The organism is Pseudofrankia saprophytica (assembly GCF_000235425.2).
Taxonomy (GTDB): Bacteria; Actinomycetota; Actinomycetes; order Frankiales; family Frankiaceae; genus Pseudofrankia; species Pseudofrankia saprophytica.
Genome location: NZ_KI912266.1, coordinates 1,169,449 through 1,189,095, shown reverse-complemented (window position 1 = coordinate 1,189,095; position 19,647 = coordinate 1,169,449). Strand labels below are relative to the sequence as shown.

The window sequence follows — 19,647 nt, the reverse complement described above, 5'->3', positions numbered from 1 at the left end:
TCGGGCGTCCCGATCAGCCGAGGTATTCGGCGACGACGCCCAGATATGCCTCGTTGAGCAGGGGACGCTGCCGGGACAGGAAGTGCAGGATGCGTACGCCGGCGGTGCGCGCCTCGTTGACCGAGGAGAACGCCTTCGGCCTGCGGTTCCAGGCGGAGTCGAGGGGGGACACCCTCGTGCCGGTGGCGGCGATCGCCCGGACGAGGGCGAGCTGGTCCTCGCCGCCGAAGCGGTTCCACTCCTGGTGCCAGTGGTTGAACATTCTCCCCGTGCGCCCGTTCTGGTCGAAGAGCATGACGCCGCTGTTGTAGTAGCGGCGGTCGGCCAGGCCGAGGTCGGACATCAGCTGGTACTCCGGCGCCCGCCGGGTGGGGTCGTTGACGCTGTGCGCGATCACGTCCCCGACGGACGAGTGCATGTCCGGAGCCATCGCCATGTCGTGGCCGCGCAGCAGCTCCCAGATCTCCTCGATCGGGGAGATGACGATCGTGTCCGCGTCGAGGAAGAGCGTGCGCTGGAACGACCAGCGGTAAAGCTGGGTCTTGTGGAAGCGGGACGCGAACCCGCCGGGAAGGCTGCCGACGATGAGCGTTTCGCATTCCAGGTCGACCAGCTCGTGGCTGGGCGCGTCGGTGACGACGCGCACCGGGCCGTCGTAACCGTGCAGACGCAGTGTGCGGGCGCTGTCGGTCGCGAGCTTCGTGTACATGTCGCCGAGCGCCAGATAAAGCACTCCCTGGCTTACCGATGCCTTGCCATGACCGTTCTGGGCCCGCTTCCCATTGCCGTTTGCATGGCCGTTGCGACCCGCGAGAGTGGGTCCGGTCAGCGGCGACGGAACGAGGCCGTCGCCTTCGCCAACCGGGCCCGTCCGCTCGGCGCCGGTGAGCTGCTTCGGGATCGTGGCGGCCGGGATCGCGGGCGCCGGGTCCACGGGCAGCCAGCCGATCGCCTTGGCGGCGAGCATGAAGTCGATGCGGCGCTGGATGTGGTCGGGCCGGCGGTGCAGGGCGTGCGGGTCGGGCAGCTCGATCTGGTTCATGAGCGTCTCGGGGTCGGGGCTGGTAGGCGTCAGGTAGTTGCGCAGGCCGGCGCACAGCCGCATCGCGACACAGAGCAGCATGTCGTCCTCGGGCACCTGCTCCTCGGTGTAGTTCATCAGCCAGCGCAGCTGAGCCACATGGTGCAGGTTGCGGGTGCGGACGAAGAAGCCGCGGACCAGGACGTCGATCTCCCGCGGCCGGGGGAGCCGCTCGACGTTGCGCGCCCGATAGACGCCGTCGGGCGGGATGATCCGGCCCATCTGTCCGATCGAGCCGAAGCCGGGCAGTGCCTCGGCGGTGTTGACGAAGTGCTCGACGCAACGGGGCCCAGGCAGCATGTCGTCGTCGATGAAGAACGTGTACTCGTGGTCGTAGGCGGCCAGCGGCACGAACCGTGAGTAGGGACCGGTGTTGTGTCCCCAGCGGTAGACGCGGTCTGCGTTGTCCAGCACCGACGTCGACAGCGCGTACTGGTCATCCAGATGGGTGTCACAAACTGTGACGGTGCACGGGGTGGACTGCGCGCGAAGCGCGTTCACGACCCGTTCGACATTGCCGGGACGTTTCCAGTTAATGACGACTGTCTCGACCTTGTTCATGCTCCCCGTCAACATCCACCCATGATGAAACAGCACGAATAGCACGCCTGTCGGCGTGTGGAGAACTGGGTTGGCCCAGACCGGACCTAGGCGCGACGCGACGGCGCGGGCGCCTGTGGGCGGGGGGTTGACCGAAATGTTCGCACGTCAACGGCAAAGTTCTCAAGAGGCTTCAAAGCGTGCAGTGAGTGTGACCTGCGTCACACCTTGCGGTGGGCCTGTGAAGAGCCTCGGAGTGCCGGTGCCGCGGCGACGGGGCCGTCGGCAAATATTTCGGAAGCGGCAAAAAATGACGCGCAGGTTTCGGCCGGCTGAATCGCGCGATGCGTTTCGCGGAAGTAACGCCGCCGACGATGACCTGGAGGTGGAAATGATGTGCACCCGGACCACTACTCTTGGTAGTCAGGTCGCGGCGGTCCGCCCGGCCGTCCCGCCAGTCCTCGGGAACGGCCGGGTCCGCGGATCCGCGCGTCGACAGCCGGGCGACGGGTCGCGGGACCCGCGGACATCCGGCTGGAGCGTCGGGCCGCCCGCGGCGGCGCCGGGTGGCGGACGAGTGCCAGGCGGGAATGATCACCGGCCGGCGGTCGACGTGGCGGTGAGGGCGGCCGCGCCAGTGGGGGAGACCGCGTCGGTGAGCCACTCAGCCGATGAGGCGCTGGCGGTTTCGGGCGAGCGAGATCAGGCCGCCCCGGCTGGGTCCGCCGCGTGTTTCGAGGCGGGCCAGCCGGGGCGGGGCGGCCTCAGGACTGGAAGATGGCGTTGTCTCGCACGGTGACGGCGACGGACTTGAGCGGGCTCGGGGCGGGGCCTGCGACGGGGGCGCCGGTGGAAACGTCGAACTTGCTGCCGTGGCAGGGGCAGTCGATCGTGCCGTTGGCCACCTTGGCGACGGTGCAGCCCTGGTGGGTGCAGACGGCGGAGAAGGCGTGCACGTCGTTGCCGCTGGTGCGCGTGAGCACGATCTTGCTGTCCGAGAGGATCAGCCCGCCGCCCGCCGGCACCTGGTCCAGGGTGGCGAGCTGGGTGCCGCCGGAGCTCGCGGTCGAGCCGCCGGCCGTGCCCGCGGCACTGGTGGCGGCCGACGGAGCCGCCGCGGAGCCGGTGGCCTGGGAGTACGAAGCGTCGTCGTCGTCAGAGCTGGAGCATGCGGCCAGCAGGTAGCCGGATGCTCCGACGGCGGCGGCGATCAGCGGGACCGTCGCTCGCCGGCTGAGACCGGCCGGCCTGACCTGAGTTTCGGTCGGCTCGGCCTGGGTTGTGGCTTCCTGCGTCATATCAGCCCTTCCTATACGGCGATACCACCCGACAGGTCAGACGGTAGGCCGGCAGATGGGCTGAGAGGCGGTAAGCCCGGCCGTTGCGATTAAAGAACTGGTGAGAATCATTCCGCCCACCGCCGAACGTGACTGTCCGGAGTCGCGGAACGGTCGTCGGAATGTCCCGCCCGGGTCGGCCGCGGCACGCCCGGGCGGTGAGAGCCAGAGCACGCGACCGCATTCTCTCCTCGCATGAGGTCACCGGCGCGCCGCCGCGGCGCGGATCGTCAGGAGAGGGCGACGAGGGCGCCGATGGTGAAGGCGGCGGCGAACAGCCAGATCAGCGTGGGCACCGTGCTCAGCCAACGGGGCGGCTTGCGCCGCGCGCTCGGGACGGGCGCGGGCGCGGTCCGCTGGGCAGGCACGCCGGCGGACTGGTGCGCACCGGCCGGCACGGGTGCCGGAGTGGCCCCGCGGCCGGCCCGCTGGGCCGGGTTCGGAGCGCCGCCACTTGGCGCGAGCCTGGTCTCGAGCTCGTCGAGGGTGGGCTCGGCCGGGGGGGCGGCGGCGGCCGGCACCAGGGCGGCGAGCACCACCTCCGGACCGTCGGCGCCGCCGAGGCGCAGACGGGTCACGTCGCCGCCGACCCGCACCGAGCCGACCTGCGCGCCGTCGTGCCACATCCCGTTGGTGCTCAGGTCTCGGGCTACCCAGCCGTCCGGCGTCGGCTCGAGCGAGACATGCCGGCGCGAGACCTTCGGATTGCTGATGACGATGTCAGCGTCGCGGGCCCGGCCGACGACCGCCGGGCGGTCGCCGGGCAACGTGAGCTGTTCGGCCGGGGTCGTGACGCTCAGCGCGACGGGTGGCACGCTGGTCCCCTCTCGTGCTGGGCACGTCCGGCCCCGCGAGCGCGGGGCCGGACGGCGATCAGGTGGCGGGCTGGGTCTCGGTCCGGCCAAGGCCGGCGCGGTGCGCCGAGAGGGCGGACTGTCAGGAAGGGAAGACGGCGTTGTCGCGGACGGTGACGTCGACCGCCGGCAGCGGTTTCTTGGCCGGGCCGGCGACGGGGGCGCCGGTCGCGGCGTCGAACTTGCTGCCGTGGCACGGGCAGTTGATCGTGCCGTCCGTGACGTCGGAGACCGTGCAGCCCTGGTGGGTGCAGATGGCCGAGAAGCCGTGCACGTTGCCCGCGTCGTCCCGGGTCAGCACGATGCCGGCCTTGTCGAGTACCACGCCGCCACCGGCCGGCACCTGGTCGAGCGTGGCCAGCTGGCCGCTACTCGCGCCGCCGCCGCCGCCACCACCTCCGCCGGCCGGCGCGGTGAAGACGGCGTTGTCGCGGACGGTGACGTCGACCGGCGGCAGCGGGCTACCGGCCGGGCCGGCGACGGGGGCGCCGGTCGCGGCGTCGAACTTGCTGCCATGACACGGGCAGTTGATCGTGCCGTCCGTGACGTCGGAGACCGTGCAGCCCTGGTGGGTGCAGATGGCCGAGAAGCCGTGCACGTTGCCCGCGTCGTCCCGGGTCAGCACGATGCCGGCCTTGTCGAGTACCACGCCGCCACCGGCCGGCACCTGGTCGAGCGTGGCCAGCTGGGTGCCGCCACTCGCGCCGCCGCCGCCCGCCGCGTTGGCGCCGGGGCCGGTCTCGCTCTCGTCGTGCCCCTTCGCTACGGCGAAGCCGGCGACGGCACCCGCGACTACGACCACGGCCGGGACGGCCCGACGGGTGAGGGCCCCTGACTGGGGCGGCGCGGAGACGTCTTGCGTCATCTCAGCCCTTCTTCGTGACGGCCGGAGCGATCAGACATGAGGAATGCCGGAGCGGGTGAAGAACCAGAGCGACGCGGTCAGCCAGAGCACGATGAGCGTCGTCAGGACCAGGCTGCCGAGCACCGGCAACGCCCAACCAGGCAGCTTCTTTACCCGTAGACCGAGCATCTTCGCCGCGTAGGCGCCGTAGAACGCGCAGCCGGCGATGCCATGCACGACGACGCGTGGCTCCGCGGTCTGGAAGCCGAGCGCCCACAGGCAGTGGAACGCCACCGGGAGCGAGATGACGAAGGCCGCCGTCCCGCTCCACCGATGGACGATCGCGACGGCGGGCCCGGCTGAGCCGACACCCGGCAGCCGCCCCCACATCCACAGGGCGGTGAGGAGCTGCACGATGACGAGCAGCACGATCACCGTCGTGAGCCACGCCTTCATGGGGAGCGGCGAGGAGAAGCCCAGCGTGTAGAGCGGGCGCCGAGCGGGCTCGTGTACCCGGCCGTAGACCCCGAGAACGACCGCGATCACGGCCCCGATGAGCAGCGCGCCGGCGAGGCCGGCGCCGCCGGTCGCGAACCCGCGCCGCGCCGGCGCGGCCGGTCCCGTGGCGGGCTCAGGCATCGACATGTGGCCTCCGTTCCAGGCCGGAACGGCGTCGCGCGTCCATGCTCACGCCCCCCGTTCCGGCTCCCCGATCGGTGGGGGTGCCCGACGCGCGTGGCCACGTCGGACACCTCCACCAGCAGGTTCAGCCTGATCTGCTATTCCCGACCAAAACATCGGGGGAAACCCTGGTTCCGGATGCGCCCGAGCGCGGCTCGCGCATCGGCCGGAACTCCGCCGTTGGATCATCGCGTCGTAGGGGCTCTGACTGTCAAGGATCTGCCGCGAATCCGGCGCGGCGCGGCCGGGGCGTCAGGATCGAAGGACGGCGCCGACCGCGGCCCGGGAAGGCACTCCAAGCTTGGCCAGCACCTTCGTCACGTGGCTTTCGACCGTCTTCTCGCTGACGAACAGCTCGGCGGCGATCTGCCTGTTCGTCTGACCGGCGGCCACCAGCTCGGCGATCTGCCGCTCCCGCGCCGACAGCCGCGCGGCCGTCGCGCCCGACATCTCGCTGTTCCTGGCGCCCGCCTGTGCGCCGCCGTCGGCCGCGGCGCCGATGCCGGCCAGCGCGCCGCCGCCAGGCGCGCCGCCGCCGACCCCCAGCCCGTCGCCGCCGCCGAGCCCGCCCACCTGCCGGGCGGCGGGACGCCAGGAGCCCGCCGGGCGCCCGCCGCGGGCCACCTTCTCGCCGAGCTGCCGCAGCAGGCGGGCCGCCTCGTCGCCGGGTCGCCGGGCGCCGGCCGCCCGCAGCCGGGACTCGGCGCGCCGCAGCTCGCTGACCGCCGTTGTGGTGTCGCCGACGGCGGTCAGCGCCCGCCCCGCGAGCGTCAGCGATCGACCCGACTCGATGGGCAGGCCGGCCCGCTCGGCCGCGGCCGCGGACGCGAGCGCGGCCTTCGCCGCCGCCACCGCGTCGCCGCGCGCGAGCTCCACGGCGGCCCGCGCGCGCAACGCGGACGCCGCCCGCCCGGGCAGGCCACCGCCCGCGTGCGCGGCCGCGTACTCCGCCCGCCGGGCCCACCGCTCCGCCGCCGCCACCCCGTCGACCGTTTCGGCATCGCCAGCACCGTTGCCCGCCAGCGCACCGGCCGCGCCGGCCCCGGACGACGGACGCACCACCTCCGACGGACGCGCCAGGTTCGGCGGGCGGATCGGGGCGGGCCCGGGACGGCGCTGGCCCGCGCGATCGAGATCGCGCCTGGCGAGCTCCGCCCGGGTGAGCAGCTCATACCAGTACGGGCGGTAGGCCTCCTCGACGCGGGGCAGGTCCGGGCCGCCGGCGGCGGCGAACAGCTCGTCGATCGCCCGGTCCGGCTGGCCGGCCTCGACCAGTGCCTCCGCGTAGTGCGAGCCGGCGAGCACCGAGACGGCGTCGGTATCGGGATGGGCGACCTGGACGGCGTGCGCGCCGAGCCGTAGCGCCTCGGTCAGGTCGCCGTCCAGCGTCGCCGTCCAGCAGCGCACCGCCAGCGCCCAGGACAGGAACGGCAGGTGCGGCGCGAGCAGGCACGACTCGACGGCCTCCTCGGCGAGCCGCGCCGCCTCCGGTATCTGGCCCCGCCAGCCCGCCAGCGTCGCCCGGCCGACCGCCGCCATGGCGAGGGTGACGCCGCGACCCCGTCGGCGCGCGAGCGAGTCCGCGCGGTCGAGGTGCCGCGCGGCGGCCGTGAACCGTTCCAGATACATCTCGGTCCAGCCGAGCCAGGCGAGCATCGCCAGGTGGGGCAGCACCTCGTCGTCGGCCAGCAGGTCGTAGCGGCGGGCGGCCTCCGTCGCGCCGGCGTCGGCCGCGGCGACACCGCTGGCCATGTACTCGGCGCCCGCGAGCAGCCCGGTGGAGACGGCGAGCAGGGCCCGGTCGCCGAGCCGTTCGGCCAGCGGATGGGCCTCCCGCTGCCAGCGGCGCATGCCGTCGTACTCGCCGGTGTAGAAGTGGTCGATCACCAGCTGCAGGCGCAGCAGGCAGCCCTCGCGGGTGGCCGGGTCCGCCGTCGCCAGCGCGTCGAGCACCAGGGCCCTGGCCTCCCCGTGCCGGCCGAGCATGTGGTCGACGGCGGAGCGCAGCGCGATCACGTGCGCACGCTCCTCCGGGAGTGAGGACGGGATCAGGCCGAGGATCTCGTCCAGGACGTCGCGGGCCCGCTCCGGCTGGTAGCTCGAGTCCAGCGCGCTCGCCAGCCGGGCGAGCAGGGCGATGCGCCGCGGGTGGATCTCCCCGACCACGGCGGGCAGCAGCCGCAGGGCCGCGTCGTACCAGCGGGCGGCGGCGGCCGGCGCGCGTAGCCGGCTGGCGTCCGCCGCGGCGGCGAGCAGCGCCACCGCCTCCTCGTCGCCGGGCACCGCCGACCGCTCGACGTGGTGCGCCCTCGCGGTGGCGGGCGCCCCGCGCGCGGCGAGCGCCGCGGCTGCGCGGGCATGCGCGCCCAGCCGCCAGCCCGGGCCGGCCGAGACGTACACCGCGTGGCGCACGATGGGGTGCCGGAAGGCGAACCGGCCGGGCAGCTCCGTCGGCCGAATGACATCGGCCCTGATAAGGACGTCGACGGCGTCCAGCGGCGAGACGGCGATCTCGTCGATGTCGACGCTGATCTTGACCGTGACGAGGGGGCCGGTCGGCTGGGCCGTGGGCGTCGGCGCTCCCGTCGGCGTGCTCGCGGCGCCGCCCGTCGACGTCGAGGGGGCGCCGGCGGCGGCCGCGGCCAGATCGGGGTCGAACGTGTCGCCGGCTACGGCGGCGCCCTGGGCGAACAGGCGGACCGGGAAGGGTAACGCGGCGATCTCCGCCCCTACGGCGGCGGCCACCGCGGGTGGGACCTTGTCTTCGAGGTCGTCGAGGGCGTCGTCCGTCACTCCCGTGGCCACGGCCACGGCCGCGCCGTTCGCCGCGGTGGTTGACGGTGGGAGCGAACGGGAACGAGCGAGCTGTTCCAGGTAGAAGGGGTTTCCGCCGCTCTGGCGATACCAGCGATCCTTGGCGACTGGATCCCGAACCAGGCTCAACAGCAGGTCGGCGTCGGTGCGGGAGAGCGCGCCGAGGCGGATCCGGGTGCCGGTGGCCCCAGAGCCCCCCGAGGCACCTGTGGCGGCGTCGGCTCCGGCGACGGCGTCGGCGGCCTGCTCAGGCGAGATGCCGGACGCCGCCTCGAGCGCGGCGAGCAGCGTGGCCGGGGCCTGGCGCGGCCGATAGGAGAGCACGAGCAGCACCGCCGCCGCCGGCGGACGGCGCAGGAGGTGCGCGACTAGCTCGGCCGACGCCGTGTCGGCCCAGTGCAGGTCATCGAGCGCCAGCACGAGCGGGTGCTCGGCCGCGAGCAGCTCCAGCAGTCGCCGTACGGCGCGGTAGGTCTGCCAGCGGTCCAGCTCGGAAGTGTCGGTCCTGGCCCGGCCGAGCGGACGGAGCGCCGGGAAGACCGAAGCCAGCTCGTCGAGTCGGTCGGCGCCGAGCGTGCACAGCCGGTCCGGATCAACCGCGCCGAGGTAGTCGTCCAGCGCGTCGACGATGGCATTGAACGGGATGTCGCGTTCCAGTTCGCTGCCGTGGCCTCGGAGCACCAAATGCCCGCGTTGGTCCGCCAGTGAGGTGAGCTCGTCGATCAGCCGGCTCTTGCCGATTCCGGCCTCGCCACTGATTTCCAGCCAGCCGGCTCGCGGCCGGTGGGCCGCGACCGCCGATCCGTTCCTCGCCCGCGCGCCCGGCGCCACCGTCGCTGACCTGCCAACGGTCAGTCGACCGATGGCCGCGCGGATCGTCGCCATCTCCCGATCCCGTCCCACCAGGGAGGCCCTATACCTCACTGTCCCTCCCCCGTGGCGTACCGCCGCGTGTGTCCGGGTCAGCAGGACCACGCGGGAGTTCGATCGCCTTTGGCGGGATTGTGGAGGAGCGTTCGGCCGTCCCGCGCGCCGGGTCGTTTGAGTGACATCGGCTGCCCTGCGTGCGGGTCGCTTGGGTGACATCGTCGGCCGGTTTTGGGGATCTCCCCGATATATAGGTGTGCCGTCGCCGGGTGACGCTGCTAGACATGGCGATGTTCGTCCTGTGCCACCGGCACGGTCCGGCCGAATGCCGGTTCGCGTTCGCGTCCTGGCACGGTTTCGACAGCCCTCTGCGGCACGGCCACGCGCTCGCCTCCTGCGGCCTGGGCCGCGACGAGCACCAGATGTTCTGGACGGTCGAGGCGGTGGACGCCCAGGCCGCGCTCGCGCTGGTGCCTCGGTACGTCGCGAGCCGGACCGAAGCCGTGCCGGTCACCGAGTTCCCCGTCCCCTGAGCCGTCCCGCGGGAGCCTGTACTAGGCGGCCGCCTCCGCCGGCTGCACAGCCTCCGCCGGCTGCGCCGGAAGCCGGCCGCGCACGGTGGTGCCTCGGCCGGGCGCCGTCTCGACGGTGAGCGTGCCGCCGGCGGCGCCCACCCGGTCGGCCATGCCGAGCAGGCCGGTGCCGGCCCGGGAGCGGGCATCGGCCGGGTCGAATCCAGGCCCGTCGTCGGTGACCGTGAAACACAGGCTGTCGCCGTCGAGGGCGAGCCGGACGAACACGCTCGCGCCTCTGGCGTGTTTGGCGGCGTTCTGTAGCGCCTCCAGGCAGGCGAAGTACGCGGCGATTTCGACCGGCGTGGCGAACCGCCGCCCGTCGAGCTCCGGCGCGCTTTCCACCCGGACGTCCAGCGGAGCCCGGCGGGCTCGGGCGCGCAGTGCCGTCGGCAGGCCACGAGCCGCGAGTACCGGCGGGTAGATGCCGCGGGCGAGTTCGCGCAGGTCGTCGATGCAGCGGTCGACGTCGTCCTGGCAGCGCCGTAGCGCCGCCCGGGCAAGCTCCGTGGCGGTGCCGCCCCCGCCGGCCTCGTCCGCGCTGGCGTCACCCGTCGTGCCAGCCAGCGCGGCGAGCTGCTCCTCGGCCTGACGGATCGTCACGGTCATCGCGACGAGCTGCTGCTGGGCGCCGTCGTGGATGTCGCGCTCGAGCCTGCGCCGCTCGTCGGCCTGCGCCGCCGCTAGCCGCGCCCGGCTGGCCCGTAGCTCGGCGGACTGCGCGGTGATCTGGTCGAGGCGGGCGCGCAGCTCGGCTGTGAGAGCGACGGCCCGCAGCGCCGGGCCGGCCTGGGCCGCGAGGTCGGCGAGCAGCCGCCGGTTGGCCCGCCCAAGCGGGCGGTCCGGCCAGGACTGGACGGCGACGTCCCCGACGACGGTGCCGAGGTGGCGGACCGGGATCACGACGAGGTCGGGCTCCGGGCCGTCCGCCGAATCCGAGCCGTCGGGTGCCCCCGGCCCAGGTGGCGCCCCGCCGCCTGGCCGCTCCGGGAACCACGCGGTCCGCGTCGCCGCCGCCTCACGCCCGCCATCGTCCTTCGCGTCCGCCCAGTCAGTCCCGCCCGTCCCGGCCTGGTCGGCCTGGTCGGCGTGGTCGGTGACGAAGGCGCGAGCCCGCGCGGACGGCACTCCCAGGCCCAGGGTGAGCGCCCGGGCGGTGCGAGGCAGCACGTCGTCGACCGCCGGGGCCTCGGCGAGCTGGCGGGGCAGTGCCGCCAGCGCCTCGTACGGGGTGGCGCGCACGCCGTAGACCAGCCGCTGCGCCGCCCGGCCGACCCAGTCCTTCGCCGGCGCGAACACCACGGCGACGAGCACGGTCGCGACCACCAGCGACGGCAGGGGAAGATCGTCCGTCCCCGACCCGGCGGCCGCCGCGAACCCGACCACCACCCCGACGTACAGCGTGGTGATGACGACGGTCAGCGCGCCGTAGACGATCGCCGCGACCAGGACCCGGTCGAGGTCCCACAGCCGGTAGCGCAGCACCCCGACGGCCAGCGCCAGCGGGAACCCGACCGCCACCGCCGCGACCAGCCCGAACGTCCCGACGACGCGCATCCCCGGGACGAGCTGCGCGACGAGGCAGACGGCGGCGAGGGTGGCGGCGATGGCCAGTGGGCGCAGCCGGGCGCGGTCGTCCCGACCGGCCCGGGCGTGCCGGACGAGCAGCCCGACCACCGCCGCGGTCAGCAGCAGCAGGCATACCTGGGTGAGCGCCCCGAGCGCAGCCCGCACCGGGTCGCCGGCGCCGGCCGGCAGCGCGCCGCGCCACGGGATCTCGTAACCGAAGGACTCGTCAGCCAGCGGCCCAGGGCGCAGCAGGCACAGCGCGACCCCGGCACCGCCGGCGGCGAGCCCGCCGAGCGCCGCCGCACCCCACCGGCACGACATCGGGCGGCCGTCCGGGAACAGCACCAGCACGACGGCCAGCGGCCCTGGGAAGAACAGCGGATCGAGGGCGAGACCAGCCCAGCCGGCGACGTCCGCCAGCGGTAGCGAGCCGGGGTCGACGCGCAGCCCGCGGTAGGCGTACTCACGCAGCGCGAACTCGAACACCACCGCGGCGCCGACGACGTAGAGCAGCGGGCCGAGCCGGTTCGCCGGCCGCACCCCCACCAGCAGGGCGCCGACCAGCCCCAGCGCCATCCCGAGCAGCAGCGAGACGACGATGAACCCCTCGTTCACGCCCGGGTCGACGCGATGTGGGACGACCGCCGCGGCCGCTGCGGCAGCCGTCGCGGTCACGATGGCGGCGAGGCCGGTGGCCACAGCCGGCCGGGCGCGGCTCGGGCCGCGCGCCGAGGCGGCCGCCGAGGCAGGCGTCAGCATGGCCGGTGCGCATTGGTCCGCATGCGTCGGATTGTCACCTACCATGACGGACGTGATCAGCGGTACCGGCACCACGATCGGCATGGTGCGTACACCCCGGGGGATCAGCGCCGTCGGTCTCCCTACCGTGGTCGCGTGACGACCACGGTCTGGCGGCGGGCGATCGGGTGGAGGGTGGTCCGGTGACGAGTAGTCCGGTGACAGCCGACGCCGCGGTGCCGGGTGGCCGGGCGCCGACGCGGCTGATCCTCGCCGAGGACAACCTGCTCGCCCGCGAGGGGTTGCGCGGCCTGCTCGGGTCGGCGCCGGAGATCGAGCTGGTGGCCGTCTGCGCGTCCTACGACGAGCTTCTCGCCGCGGTGGACGTGCATCAGCCGGACGTGGTGCTGACCGACATCCGGATGCCGCCGACCGGCACCGACGAGGGGATCCGGGCGGCGGCCTGGCTGCGCCGCGCGCACCCACGGGTCGGCGTGGTGGTGCTGAGCCAGTACGACGACCCGGAGCTGGCGTTGGCGCTGCTCGACGAGGGGTCGCGCGGGCGCGCCTACCTGCTCAAGGAGCGGATGTCGCATCGCGACCAGCTGCTCGGCGCGATCCGGGACGTCGCCGTCGGCGGCTCCGTGATGGACCCGAAGATCGTCGACGCGTTGGTGCGCGGGCACAGCTCGCGGTCCCCGCTCGCCGGGCTCACCCCGCGCGAACGGGAGGTGCTCGCCGAGATGGCGACCGGCAAGGACAACACGGCGATCGCCGCCGCGCTCGTGCTGACCGTCCGGGCGGTGGAGAAGCACATCAACGGCATCTTCAGCAAACTCGGGCTGGCCGAGGAGTTCGAGGTGCACCGCCGGGTCAAGGCCGTGCTGCTCTACCTGGCGGCCTATCAGGGCGGCTGAGCCGCGGGCCGCGCCGGCGGGTCGCGCCGGCGGGTCGCGCCGGCGGGTCGCCGGCGGCGGGGGTGTTCACACCCCCGCCGCCCGGCGTGTTGGCATCCCACTCGGCGGGCGTGCGGCCGGCCGGAAAGTCGGGTGTGCGCACGGTCGGCTTCGAGCCCGCCAAACGCGAGTCTTTCTAGGTGTTCGCCGGAACCGTCTGGTTCTTCGCAACCACGGTTCTCCGGAATCATCCAGAAAGGAAGAGACGATGTCGCATTCCCACGGGGCCACCACCCGGACCACCGACGGGACCACCGCCCCGACCGCCGGCCGAGGCGGCGCGGCTGCCCCGGCCGACGCCCACCGGTGGCCGCTGCTCGCCCGGATCGGCGCGTTGGCTGTCGGGACCTTCGTCGTCGACGCGATCGTCGTCGGCCTGCTGAACCCCGGCTACAACCCGGTCCGTGAGGGCGTCAGCGCGCTCGCGGCGACCAATGCCGACTATGCCTGGCTGATGATCGCCGGATTCCTGGCCCAGGCCGTCGGCCTGGTCTGCACCGGGGTCCTGCTCTGGCGGCGGGTCGGCCGCGGCAAGGCCGGCCGCGCCGCCGCGGTGCTGGTGACGCTCACCGGCGCCGGCATGGCCGTTGCGGGCCTGGCCCGGCAGGACTGCTCGGAGCGGCTGTCGAGCTGCATCGACTACGACGACGCGCCGTTGGCGTCCACCCACTTCTGGGTGCACCAGTACGTCTCGATGGCGCTGTTCCTCGGGCTGATCGTGGCGCTGTTCCTGTTGGCCCGCGCGCTGCGCCGGGACTCGGGCCGGGCGCACCTGGCGGTCCCGACCCGGTTCGTCGCGATCTACTGCCTGCTGACCGTCGCGGCGGTGTTCATCGGTGAGATCGGCAACGCCTACTACGGCCTGTTCCAGCGGGTGTTCACGCTGCTGGTGTTCGGCTGGCCCGTGGTCGTGGCCGTCTCGGCGTCGCGCCGGTCGGTCTCCGAAACGGCGGACAGCGTCCCCGCGGTGGAGGTCGCGCACGTCGCGGCGGCGTCGCACGCCGGCCACACCGCCTGAGGCCGGTGCCGACGTTGCCCGACGAACCGCCCTCCGTACCGGTAGCCGGTACAGGAGGCCACGTCTCCCACCCGGCGGCCTTCCCGGCCGCCGGGTTCGGACGTTCGGACACACCCGGCCCGAGGTCGCCGGTCGGGCTCCAGGTCGCGGATCGGCCCTGCGCGGCGAGCCGCGCGGGTACCCATCGGGTAGACCTCATGGGCGTGGACGTCTACGACCGCCTCGACCATCCGGTCGTGTCCCGCCGTGGCTGGCGGGCGGGCATGCTCGCGCTCGCCCGCAACCCGGTCGGTTCGATCTACGGAACGGTTCTCGCCGACTCGGTGCTGGCGGTGGAGTCCGAGCGCCAGACGGAGCTGCGTGATCTGATCTACGCCGAGCTGGTCAGCGTGCTCGTGTACTGGCTCGCCCACGTGTATGCCGACTTCCTCGGCTCACCGCCGAGCGTGAGCCGCCGGGCCGGCCTGCATCGCCTGGCCGAGACGATGGTCCATGAATGGTCTCTGGTGACGGCGTCGTTCTTCCCGCTGGTCGCGGTGCTGCTGGCCGCGGCGGCTGGGGCGTCCGTCCAGACGGCGGCGCTCGCCGGGATGTGGACCGGCGTGGCCGCGCTGGTGCTGTGGGGGGAGATCGCCGGCCGGCACAGCGGACGCGGTACCTGGGCGTCCCTGGCGTACGGGCTCGTCGCCGGGGTGTTCGGCGTCGCCCTGATCCTGCTGCGAGTGCTCCTCCACTGACGCCGAGCAGGTCCATCGGAGGCTGTCCATGACCGCCGGGTCAATCAGAGACCGACCACGCTTCTCTGGTTTTCATTTGGATTCGAGGCGGCCTAGTGGATGGTCGTTCTCCGACAGGGCCTTCTGCGCCGCCAGCCAGCTGGATTCCTCGATGTCGAGGGCATGACGGAGATAGGCCCAGGTGATCCGCTGGATCAGGGCGACTCGTTCGGGGCTCTCGTCCGTCGTCTCCTTGGCCTCGTAGCCGGGGATGCCGCCAAGCGAGTGTTCCGCCCCGAAGAGGGTGAGCAGGCTCTTGTCGCCGGGGCTGAGGAAGTACGGGTCGGTCATCCAGTCCGGCCCCCGAAGCGTCAGCGGCGAGTGGTCCTGGTCTCCCGCGACCACGAGGGCGGGCGTGATCATGTCCGTGAAGCTCGGGTTCAGGAACGGGAAGTTCTCGACCGCGAACGGCGTCAGGTCGGCTCCGCCCTGTCCCGCGGTCGCGAACAGCACGCCCGCCTTGATCCGTGAGTCGGACAGGTCCTCGCCCTTCCCGCTCTCCGGGTCGAGGACTCGCAGGCCCAGCAGGTTGGCCGCGGTCTGGCCGCCGAAGGAGTGCCCGGCCGCGGCGACGCGGCTTCGGTCGACGCGGCCGCCGAGGCCGGGAACGGCCGCTTCCAGGAGATCCAGATGATCGAGCACGCGTTTCACGTCCTCGACTCGGAAACGCCAGATCCGTGGCGTCCGGGGATCGTCGGGAGGAACATCCAGCGTTCTGGAGTCGAGATGGGTTGGCTGAATGACCACGAAACCGTTGGCGGCCCAGAAGTCGGCCAGCGGGCCGTAGCCGTCCAACGACGAGCCAAAGCCATGGGAGAAGACGACGACAGGCAGCTCGCGCCCGGTCACGGGCGCGGAGACCCGCACACGCAGGTCCGCGCCGCGGCCCGGCGCTGACAGCACCACCGGCTTCACCGAGACGACTGGAGTGGATCCACCGGTGGCCATGTCGGTGGTCGCCAGGGCAGATTCGGTCATGGAGGGGCCTTCCTTTCGGCTGATTCGCGGCTGGCGTCGCGGCATTGGTGCGACGCGTCGGCTCGCGCGGTCTCCCCAGAGCGGCCCGGCACGTTCGCGCCGCCGTCCGGTCGATCGGCGGCGCCGCGTGGTGACCATGCCTGCCTGGTCGTCGGGTTGCTGATCTGGCACCATGGAGAAGTGGGACGCCGTCCCGCTTGACGATATGGGACGTTGTCCCGTTTAGCAAGCTCGGCGGCGACCGGAGGAAGCTCGGCGGCGACCGGAGGGAGGTGCGCGGTGAGCGACAGCGATCGAGACATGGGACCCGCGGTCCGACCCAAACGGGCGGACGCACGACGTAACAAGGAGACCCTGCTCGACGCGGCCGCCGCGATCTTCGTCGCGGCGGGGGTGGAAGCGCCGATACGTGACATCGCGGCCAGGGCCGGGGTCGGGACGGCGACGATCTACCGCCACTTCCCGACGCGGGCGGATCTCATCGTCGCCGTCTACCGGCACCAGGTCGAGGCCCTCGCCGAGGCCGGCCCCGCCCTGCTGGCGACCAGCGCGACTCCGTACGCAGCGCTCGGGCGCTGGATCGATCTCTTCGTCGACTTCGTGGTCACCAAACAAGGACTCGCCTCCGTGCTGCAGTCCGACGACCCCTGTTTCGACCCCCTGCACTCCTACTTCCTCGACCGGCTCGTGCCCGTGTGCACCCAACTGCTCGACGCCGCGGCCAACTCCGGCGAGATCCGCTCCGACCAGGACGCCTACGAGCTCATGCGCGGCGTCGGCGGTATCTGCATAGGCGCCGGCGCCAACCCCCGCTACGACGCCCGCCGACTGGTCAAGATCCTCGTCGCGGGTCTACGCCGACCACAGTGACCCACCGGTCCGGCGGCTGATATGGCCTGCCGTCACGCGCTGCCGCGATGCTAGGTGGCCGCTTTCCCCACGAAGTACATGCCGAGCAGGGCGGCGGCCATGAGCACGACCCAGAGATCGGTGAGGCGGCGGAGCAGCCCAGGCGCGTGCCGTACCTCCATGAACTCCCGCATGATGATCCTGACCTTGGCCAGTGCGAGGGCGATCGCGCTGACGGTGACGACGGTGCTCGCGGTCGGTGTGCCGTGGTCGTCGGCCGAGTGGTCGATCCAGAGATAGATCACCGTGATGGCTGACAGGACGAGCCAGACGGCGAAAAGTCTTTTGTTGAATGCGGTTCCCACGGATCACCTCGCGACGTAGAGCAGGGCGAAGATCAGAACCCAGAGAAAGTCGACGGTGTGCCAGTACGTGGCGCAGGTCTCGACGATCTCCTGGGAGCGTCGTCTCGGGCTTGAGAGCTGATAGACGATGACGCCGAGGGCGACAAAGCCGATCAGTAGGTGGACGCAGTGGATCGCAGTGAGGAAGAAGTAGTACTCGAAGAAGTCGCCGCTGGTGAACGTGTTTCCCAGGTCGACCTGATGGAACCATTCGACGATCTTCAGGGTTAGGAAGGCGACGCCGAAGCCCGCGGTGAGGACCGCGTCCCGCAGCGCGAGCCGGTAGCGCCCGGCGCGCGCCGTCTGGACGCAGCGAGCCACCGACCACGAGCTCGTCAGCAGGGCAATGGTGCCGAGGACTCCGAGCCAGAGGTCGAGGTGCGACTGGGCCTGCAGAAATGCGACCTCGTGCTGCGCGCGGTGGTAGAGATAGACCCCGAAGTACGAAGTGAAGACGAGGGACTCGAACAGCACGAAGAACCACATGCCCGGTTCACCGGGAACTCGTCCCGATGGCTGCGTCTCCGGTGCGGCCACTGCCTGCGTGCTCGTCACGACGTCACCTCCGCGACGGCCTGCGTGCGCCGTTTCCTCGGTGGGAGGTCGGGTAATGGCCCGGTACCGAAGTCCTCGCGGATGATCATATTGCGCAGCAAGGTGATGAAGGCGCCGGTGTACATGCCGAAGACGGCCACGTTGATCCACCAGGCGATGGTGCCGTTCCAGGACAAGGCGCCGCGGGAGAATATCCAGGACGGCGCGACGACGACCTCGGTGAGGGCGTTGCACAGGTTCAGGTAGCCGAACCACCTCGGCAGGACGCGGTTCTTGTCGAGGAGGATCGCCGCCATCCAGATCAGCGAGCCGACGAGGAAGACGCCCATGGTGCCGGAGAACGACAGGAATCCGAAGTCGTAGAGCCAGTGCTGTATCGCCGGATCCCGGTCGGGCCGCATGGCGCCGACCGTCATCGCCACGCAGATGAACAGGAAGCCGGGGACCGCGCTGACCCCGTACAGGATCAGATAGGAGTACGCGAAGGCGCGGCTGACGGACATCCGACGGATCGAGTACGTGATCAGCGCGATGGACGTCGCCGAGAGGCCGCCCAGGACGAACACCAGGGAGAACCCGACGAGCAGACCCTCATGGCGGTGCGCGAACCAGTTGGTCACCTGGTGGTCGTCCGACCACGGCGGCGCCGGGGGCTGGGTGCGGGTGAGCACGAAGAAGACGACCGTGTACAGGTTGTAGAAGATGAGGGTCGCGTACCACATGAGCCAGAGCTCGCGCTTCGGGTCGCCGCGCCAGGCGGGCCGCTTCATGTGGCGGCCGGAGCAGCCGGGGCGGCGGCGCGGTCGTGCCGCAGCGACTGTCCCAGAACGGCGGACATCACGACGATCCAGAGCGCGATCGCGACGTTCTTGACCCAGAATGACAGGAACCCGTCCCAGGCAATCACCCCGCTGCGCGCGAGCCCCGCGAACCCGGCCGGCACGATCGCGACCGCGATGAGGACGTTGAAGTACGCGACCCACCGCGGGAACACCGGCTCGTCCTGCTCATCGAGACAGATCGCGAGTGCCAGGAAAATGCTCTGCGCGACGAGAAAGGGAACACCGCACGTGAAGGTGACCCATCCGAGGTCGTTGAAAAGCATCGTCAGGTCGGGCGAGCGATCCGGCCGGAACGCCGCCAACAGCCAGAAGACGGTCGCGGTCAGGAACGTTATGGGGGCGGCCCCCGCGCAGCCGATCATGCAGTAGCGCAGGACCGGGGTGCGGTGAGCCATACCGCGCATCCGCTCCACGATCAGCATCAGCATCGGAATCAGTGCCACGCAGAACCAATTGAGAAGGATCATGCTGTAGCGGACGCGGGCGGTGTGGTCATGGTAGAAGGCCGCCACCTCCGAGGCCGAGGCTCGCGGAGACATCGGCGGTAGGAAGCCGGGGAAGAGGAAGAATGCGGCGATCCAGATAATCGCCACCGCGGGTAATGTCCAGAAGATGATCGTCTCGCCGGCTGTTCGTCGCATGAGCGGCGAGGATAGCCGATCGGCTAGTCGAGTGTCTAGCCGATCGGCTATCATGTCGTCCGTGGCTTTGACGACGCAGTCCCGCCTGGGTACCCGCCTGGCCGAGATCCGGCACACCCCGGCCCAGGTGCGCGTGATCACCGCCGCGCTCGGGCTCTTCGCTGAATACGGCGTGGCCGGAACTTCGCTGCAGATGATCGCCGACGCGATGGGCGTCACCAAGGCGGCGGTCTATCACCAGTTCAAGACCAAGGACGAGATCGTCATCGCGACCGCCGACCACGAGCTGGTCACCCTCGAAGCGGCCGTCGAGGACGCCGAAGCGGCGCCGGGCCGCGTCGAGGCGCGCCGGGCCCTGCTGCATCAGCTGGTCGACTTCTCCGTGCGCAACCGTGCCCAGGTCCGGGCCTGGCAGGGCGACCCCGCGATGATGCGGGTCCTCGCGAGGCACGAGCCGTTCAGCGGCCTCACCCGGCGCATGTTCGCCCTGCTCGTCGACGACGACAGCGAGAACGACTGGAGCATTCCCGCCGCGATGCTCGCCGCCGCCATCACCGCCGTCGGCCAGCCCGCGCTCGCGGCACTCGACCCGGAGATCCTGCGTGAGCGGGTCTACCACTACGCGTGCCGCCTGCTCGACCTGCGCGACTGAGCCAGACGGTCAGCGTTCGATCATCCTCGCCGAGCCGCCGAGCCGCCGAGCCGCCGAGCCGCCGAGCCGCCGAGCCGCC

General features: G+C 72.0%; 18 protein-coding genes. 6 read left to right on the top strand and 12 right to left on the bottom strand.

Translation table 11 applies throughout. The annotated features are described in order from the left end of the window. Positions 1-13 precede the first annotated feature (13 nt). The 6 genes from FRCN3DRAFT_RS0205225 to FRCN3DRAFT_RS0205200 all read right to left on the bottom strand — a co-directional run bounded on the left by FRCN3DRAFT_RS0205225 (position 14) and on the right by FRCN3DRAFT_RS0205200 (position 9,036). Positions 14-1,657, bottom strand: a complete 1,644-nt coding sequence (locus FRCN3DRAFT_RS0205225) for a glycosyltransferase family 2 protein (protein ID WP_232793928.1) — start codon at positions 1,655-1,657, stop codon at positions 14-16. Positions 1,658-2,385: 728 nt separating this feature from the next. Continuing rightward, on the bottom strand, positions 2,386-2,919 hold the full coding sequence (locus FRCN3DRAFT_RS0205220; RefSeq protein ID WP_007515561.1) for a Rieske (2Fe-2S) protein: 534 nt from the start codon (positions 2,917-2,919) through the stop codon (positions 2,386-2,388). A gap of 269 nt (positions 2,920-3,188) precedes the next feature. Next, a complete protein-coding gene (locus FRCN3DRAFT_RS0205215; protein ID WP_007515563.1) occupies positions 3,189-3,773 on the bottom strand; it encodes an FHA domain-containing protein in 585 nt (194 codons plus the stop codon). 121 nt (positions 3,774-3,894) lie between these two features. After that, on the bottom strand, positions 3,895-4,677 hold the full coding sequence (locus tag FRCN3DRAFT_RS57375; RefSeq protein WP_007515564.1) for a Rieske (2Fe-2S) protein: 783 nt from the start codon (positions 4,675-4,677) through the stop codon (positions 3,895-3,897). Between the two features lie 30 nt (positions 4,678-4,707). Beyond that, complete coding sequence (locus tag FRCN3DRAFT_RS0205205) at positions 4,708-5,301, bottom strand: DUF6529 family protein (RefSeq protein WP_007515565.1); 594 nt, start codon at positions 5,299-5,301, stop codon at positions 4,708-4,710. A 288-nt stretch (positions 5,302-5,589) separates the two neighbouring features. Continuing rightward, positions 5,590-9,036 (bottom strand): helix-turn-helix transcriptional regulator, encoded by a 3,447-nt coding sequence (locus FRCN3DRAFT_RS0205200; RefSeq protein WP_084174215.1) that lies wholly within the window; start codon positions 9,034-9,036, stop codon positions 5,590-5,592. Positions 9,037-9,302: 266 nt separating this feature from the next. On the opposite strand from FRCN3DRAFT_RS0205200, the gene FRCN3DRAFT_RS0205195 reads away from it, so the two are divergent. Next, positions 9,303-9,551 carry a hypothetical protein gene (locus FRCN3DRAFT_RS0205195; protein ID WP_007512976.1) on the top strand — a complete coding sequence of 83 codons (249 nt, stop codon included), beginning with the start codon at positions 9,303-9,305 and terminating at the stop codon, positions 9,549-9,551. 21 nt (positions 9,552-9,572) lie between these two features. On the opposite strand, the gene FRCN3DRAFT_RS49175 is transcribed toward FRCN3DRAFT_RS0205195, so the two are convergent. Next, on the bottom strand, positions 9,573-11,918 hold the full coding sequence (locus FRCN3DRAFT_RS49175; protein WP_131803517.1) for a sensor histidine kinase: 2,346 nt from the start codon (positions 11,916-11,918) through the stop codon (positions 9,573-9,575). A gap of 182 nt (positions 11,919-12,100) precedes the next feature. Between FRCN3DRAFT_RS49175 and FRCN3DRAFT_RS0205185 the strand changes: the two genes are divergently transcribed. From FRCN3DRAFT_RS0205185 to FRCN3DRAFT_RS0205175, 3 genes are all read left to right on the top strand, one after another. Further along, complete coding sequence (locus tag FRCN3DRAFT_RS0205185) at positions 12,101-12,814, top strand: response regulator transcription factor (RefSeq protein ID WP_007512979.1); 714 nt, start codon at positions 12,101-12,103, stop codon at positions 12,812-12,814. A 247-nt stretch (positions 12,815-13,061) separates the two neighbouring features. After that, complete coding sequence (locus tag FRCN3DRAFT_RS0205180) at positions 13,062-13,871, top strand: DUF998 domain-containing protein (RefSeq protein ID WP_007512981.1); 810 nt, start codon at positions 13,062-13,064, stop codon at positions 13,869-13,871. A gap of 197 nt (positions 13,872-14,068) precedes the next feature. Further along, entirely contained in the window at positions 14,069-14,608 is a 540-nt protein-coding gene (locus FRCN3DRAFT_RS0205175; RefSeq protein WP_007512983.1) for a hypothetical protein, read from the top strand. 72 nt (positions 14,609-14,680) lie between these two features. On the opposite strand, the gene FRCN3DRAFT_RS0205170 is transcribed toward FRCN3DRAFT_RS0205175, so the two are convergent. After that, entirely contained in the window at positions 14,681-15,625 is a 945-nt protein-coding gene (locus FRCN3DRAFT_RS0205170) for an alpha/beta hydrolase family protein (protein WP_007512985.1), read from the bottom strand. Between the two features lie 279 nt (positions 15,626-15,904). Here FRCN3DRAFT_RS0205170 and FRCN3DRAFT_RS0205165 point away from each other — a divergent pair, with 279 nt between their 5' ends. Next, complete coding sequence (locus FRCN3DRAFT_RS0205165) at positions 15,905-16,495, top strand: TetR/AcrR family transcriptional regulator (RefSeq protein WP_007512986.1); 591 nt, start codon at positions 15,905-15,907, stop codon at positions 16,493-16,495. Positions 16,496-16,545: 50 nt separating this feature from the next. Here FRCN3DRAFT_RS0205165 and FRCN3DRAFT_RS0205160 read toward each other — a convergent pair whose 3' ends face one another. Genes FRCN3DRAFT_RS0205160 through FRCN3DRAFT_RS0205145 form a run of 4 tightly spaced genes read right to left on the bottom strand, consistent with a single transcriptional unit; the run spans position 16,546 to position 18,970 of the window. Beyond that, entirely contained in the window at positions 16,546-16,839 is a 294-nt protein-coding gene (locus FRCN3DRAFT_RS0205160; RefSeq protein WP_007512988.1) for a cytochrome C oxidase subunit IV family protein, read from the bottom strand. A 3-nt stretch (positions 16,840-16,842) separates the two neighbouring features. After that, positions 16,843-17,433, bottom strand: coding sequence for a cytochrome c oxidase subunit 3 (locus FRCN3DRAFT_RS0205155; RefSeq protein WP_007512990.1), 591 nt, complete (start codon positions 17,431-17,433; stop codon positions 16,843-16,845). Continuing rightward, on the bottom strand, positions 17,430-18,203 hold the full coding sequence (locus tag FRCN3DRAFT_RS42720; protein ID WP_007512992.1) for a hypothetical protein: 774 nt from the start codon (positions 18,201-18,203) through the stop codon (positions 17,430-17,432). The genes FRCN3DRAFT_RS0205155 and FRCN3DRAFT_RS42720 overlap by 4 nt, the downstream gene beginning before the upstream one ends. After that, a complete protein-coding gene (locus FRCN3DRAFT_RS0205145) occupies positions 18,200-18,970 on the bottom strand; it encodes a hypothetical protein (RefSeq protein WP_063630140.1) in 771 nt (256 codons plus the stop codon). The genes FRCN3DRAFT_RS42720 and FRCN3DRAFT_RS0205145 overlap by 4 nt, the downstream gene beginning before the upstream one ends. On the opposite strand from FRCN3DRAFT_RS0205145, the gene FRCN3DRAFT_RS0205140 reads away from it, so the two are divergent. Next, positions 18,969-19,568, top strand: coding sequence for a TetR/AcrR family transcriptional regulator (locus tag FRCN3DRAFT_RS0205140; protein WP_007512997.1), 600 nt, complete (start codon positions 18,969-18,971; stop codon positions 19,566-19,568). The two genes, FRCN3DRAFT_RS0205145 and FRCN3DRAFT_RS0205140, sit on opposite strands and share 2 nt — an antisense overlap. The last annotated feature ends 79 nt before the right edge of the window (positions 19,569-19,647 follow it).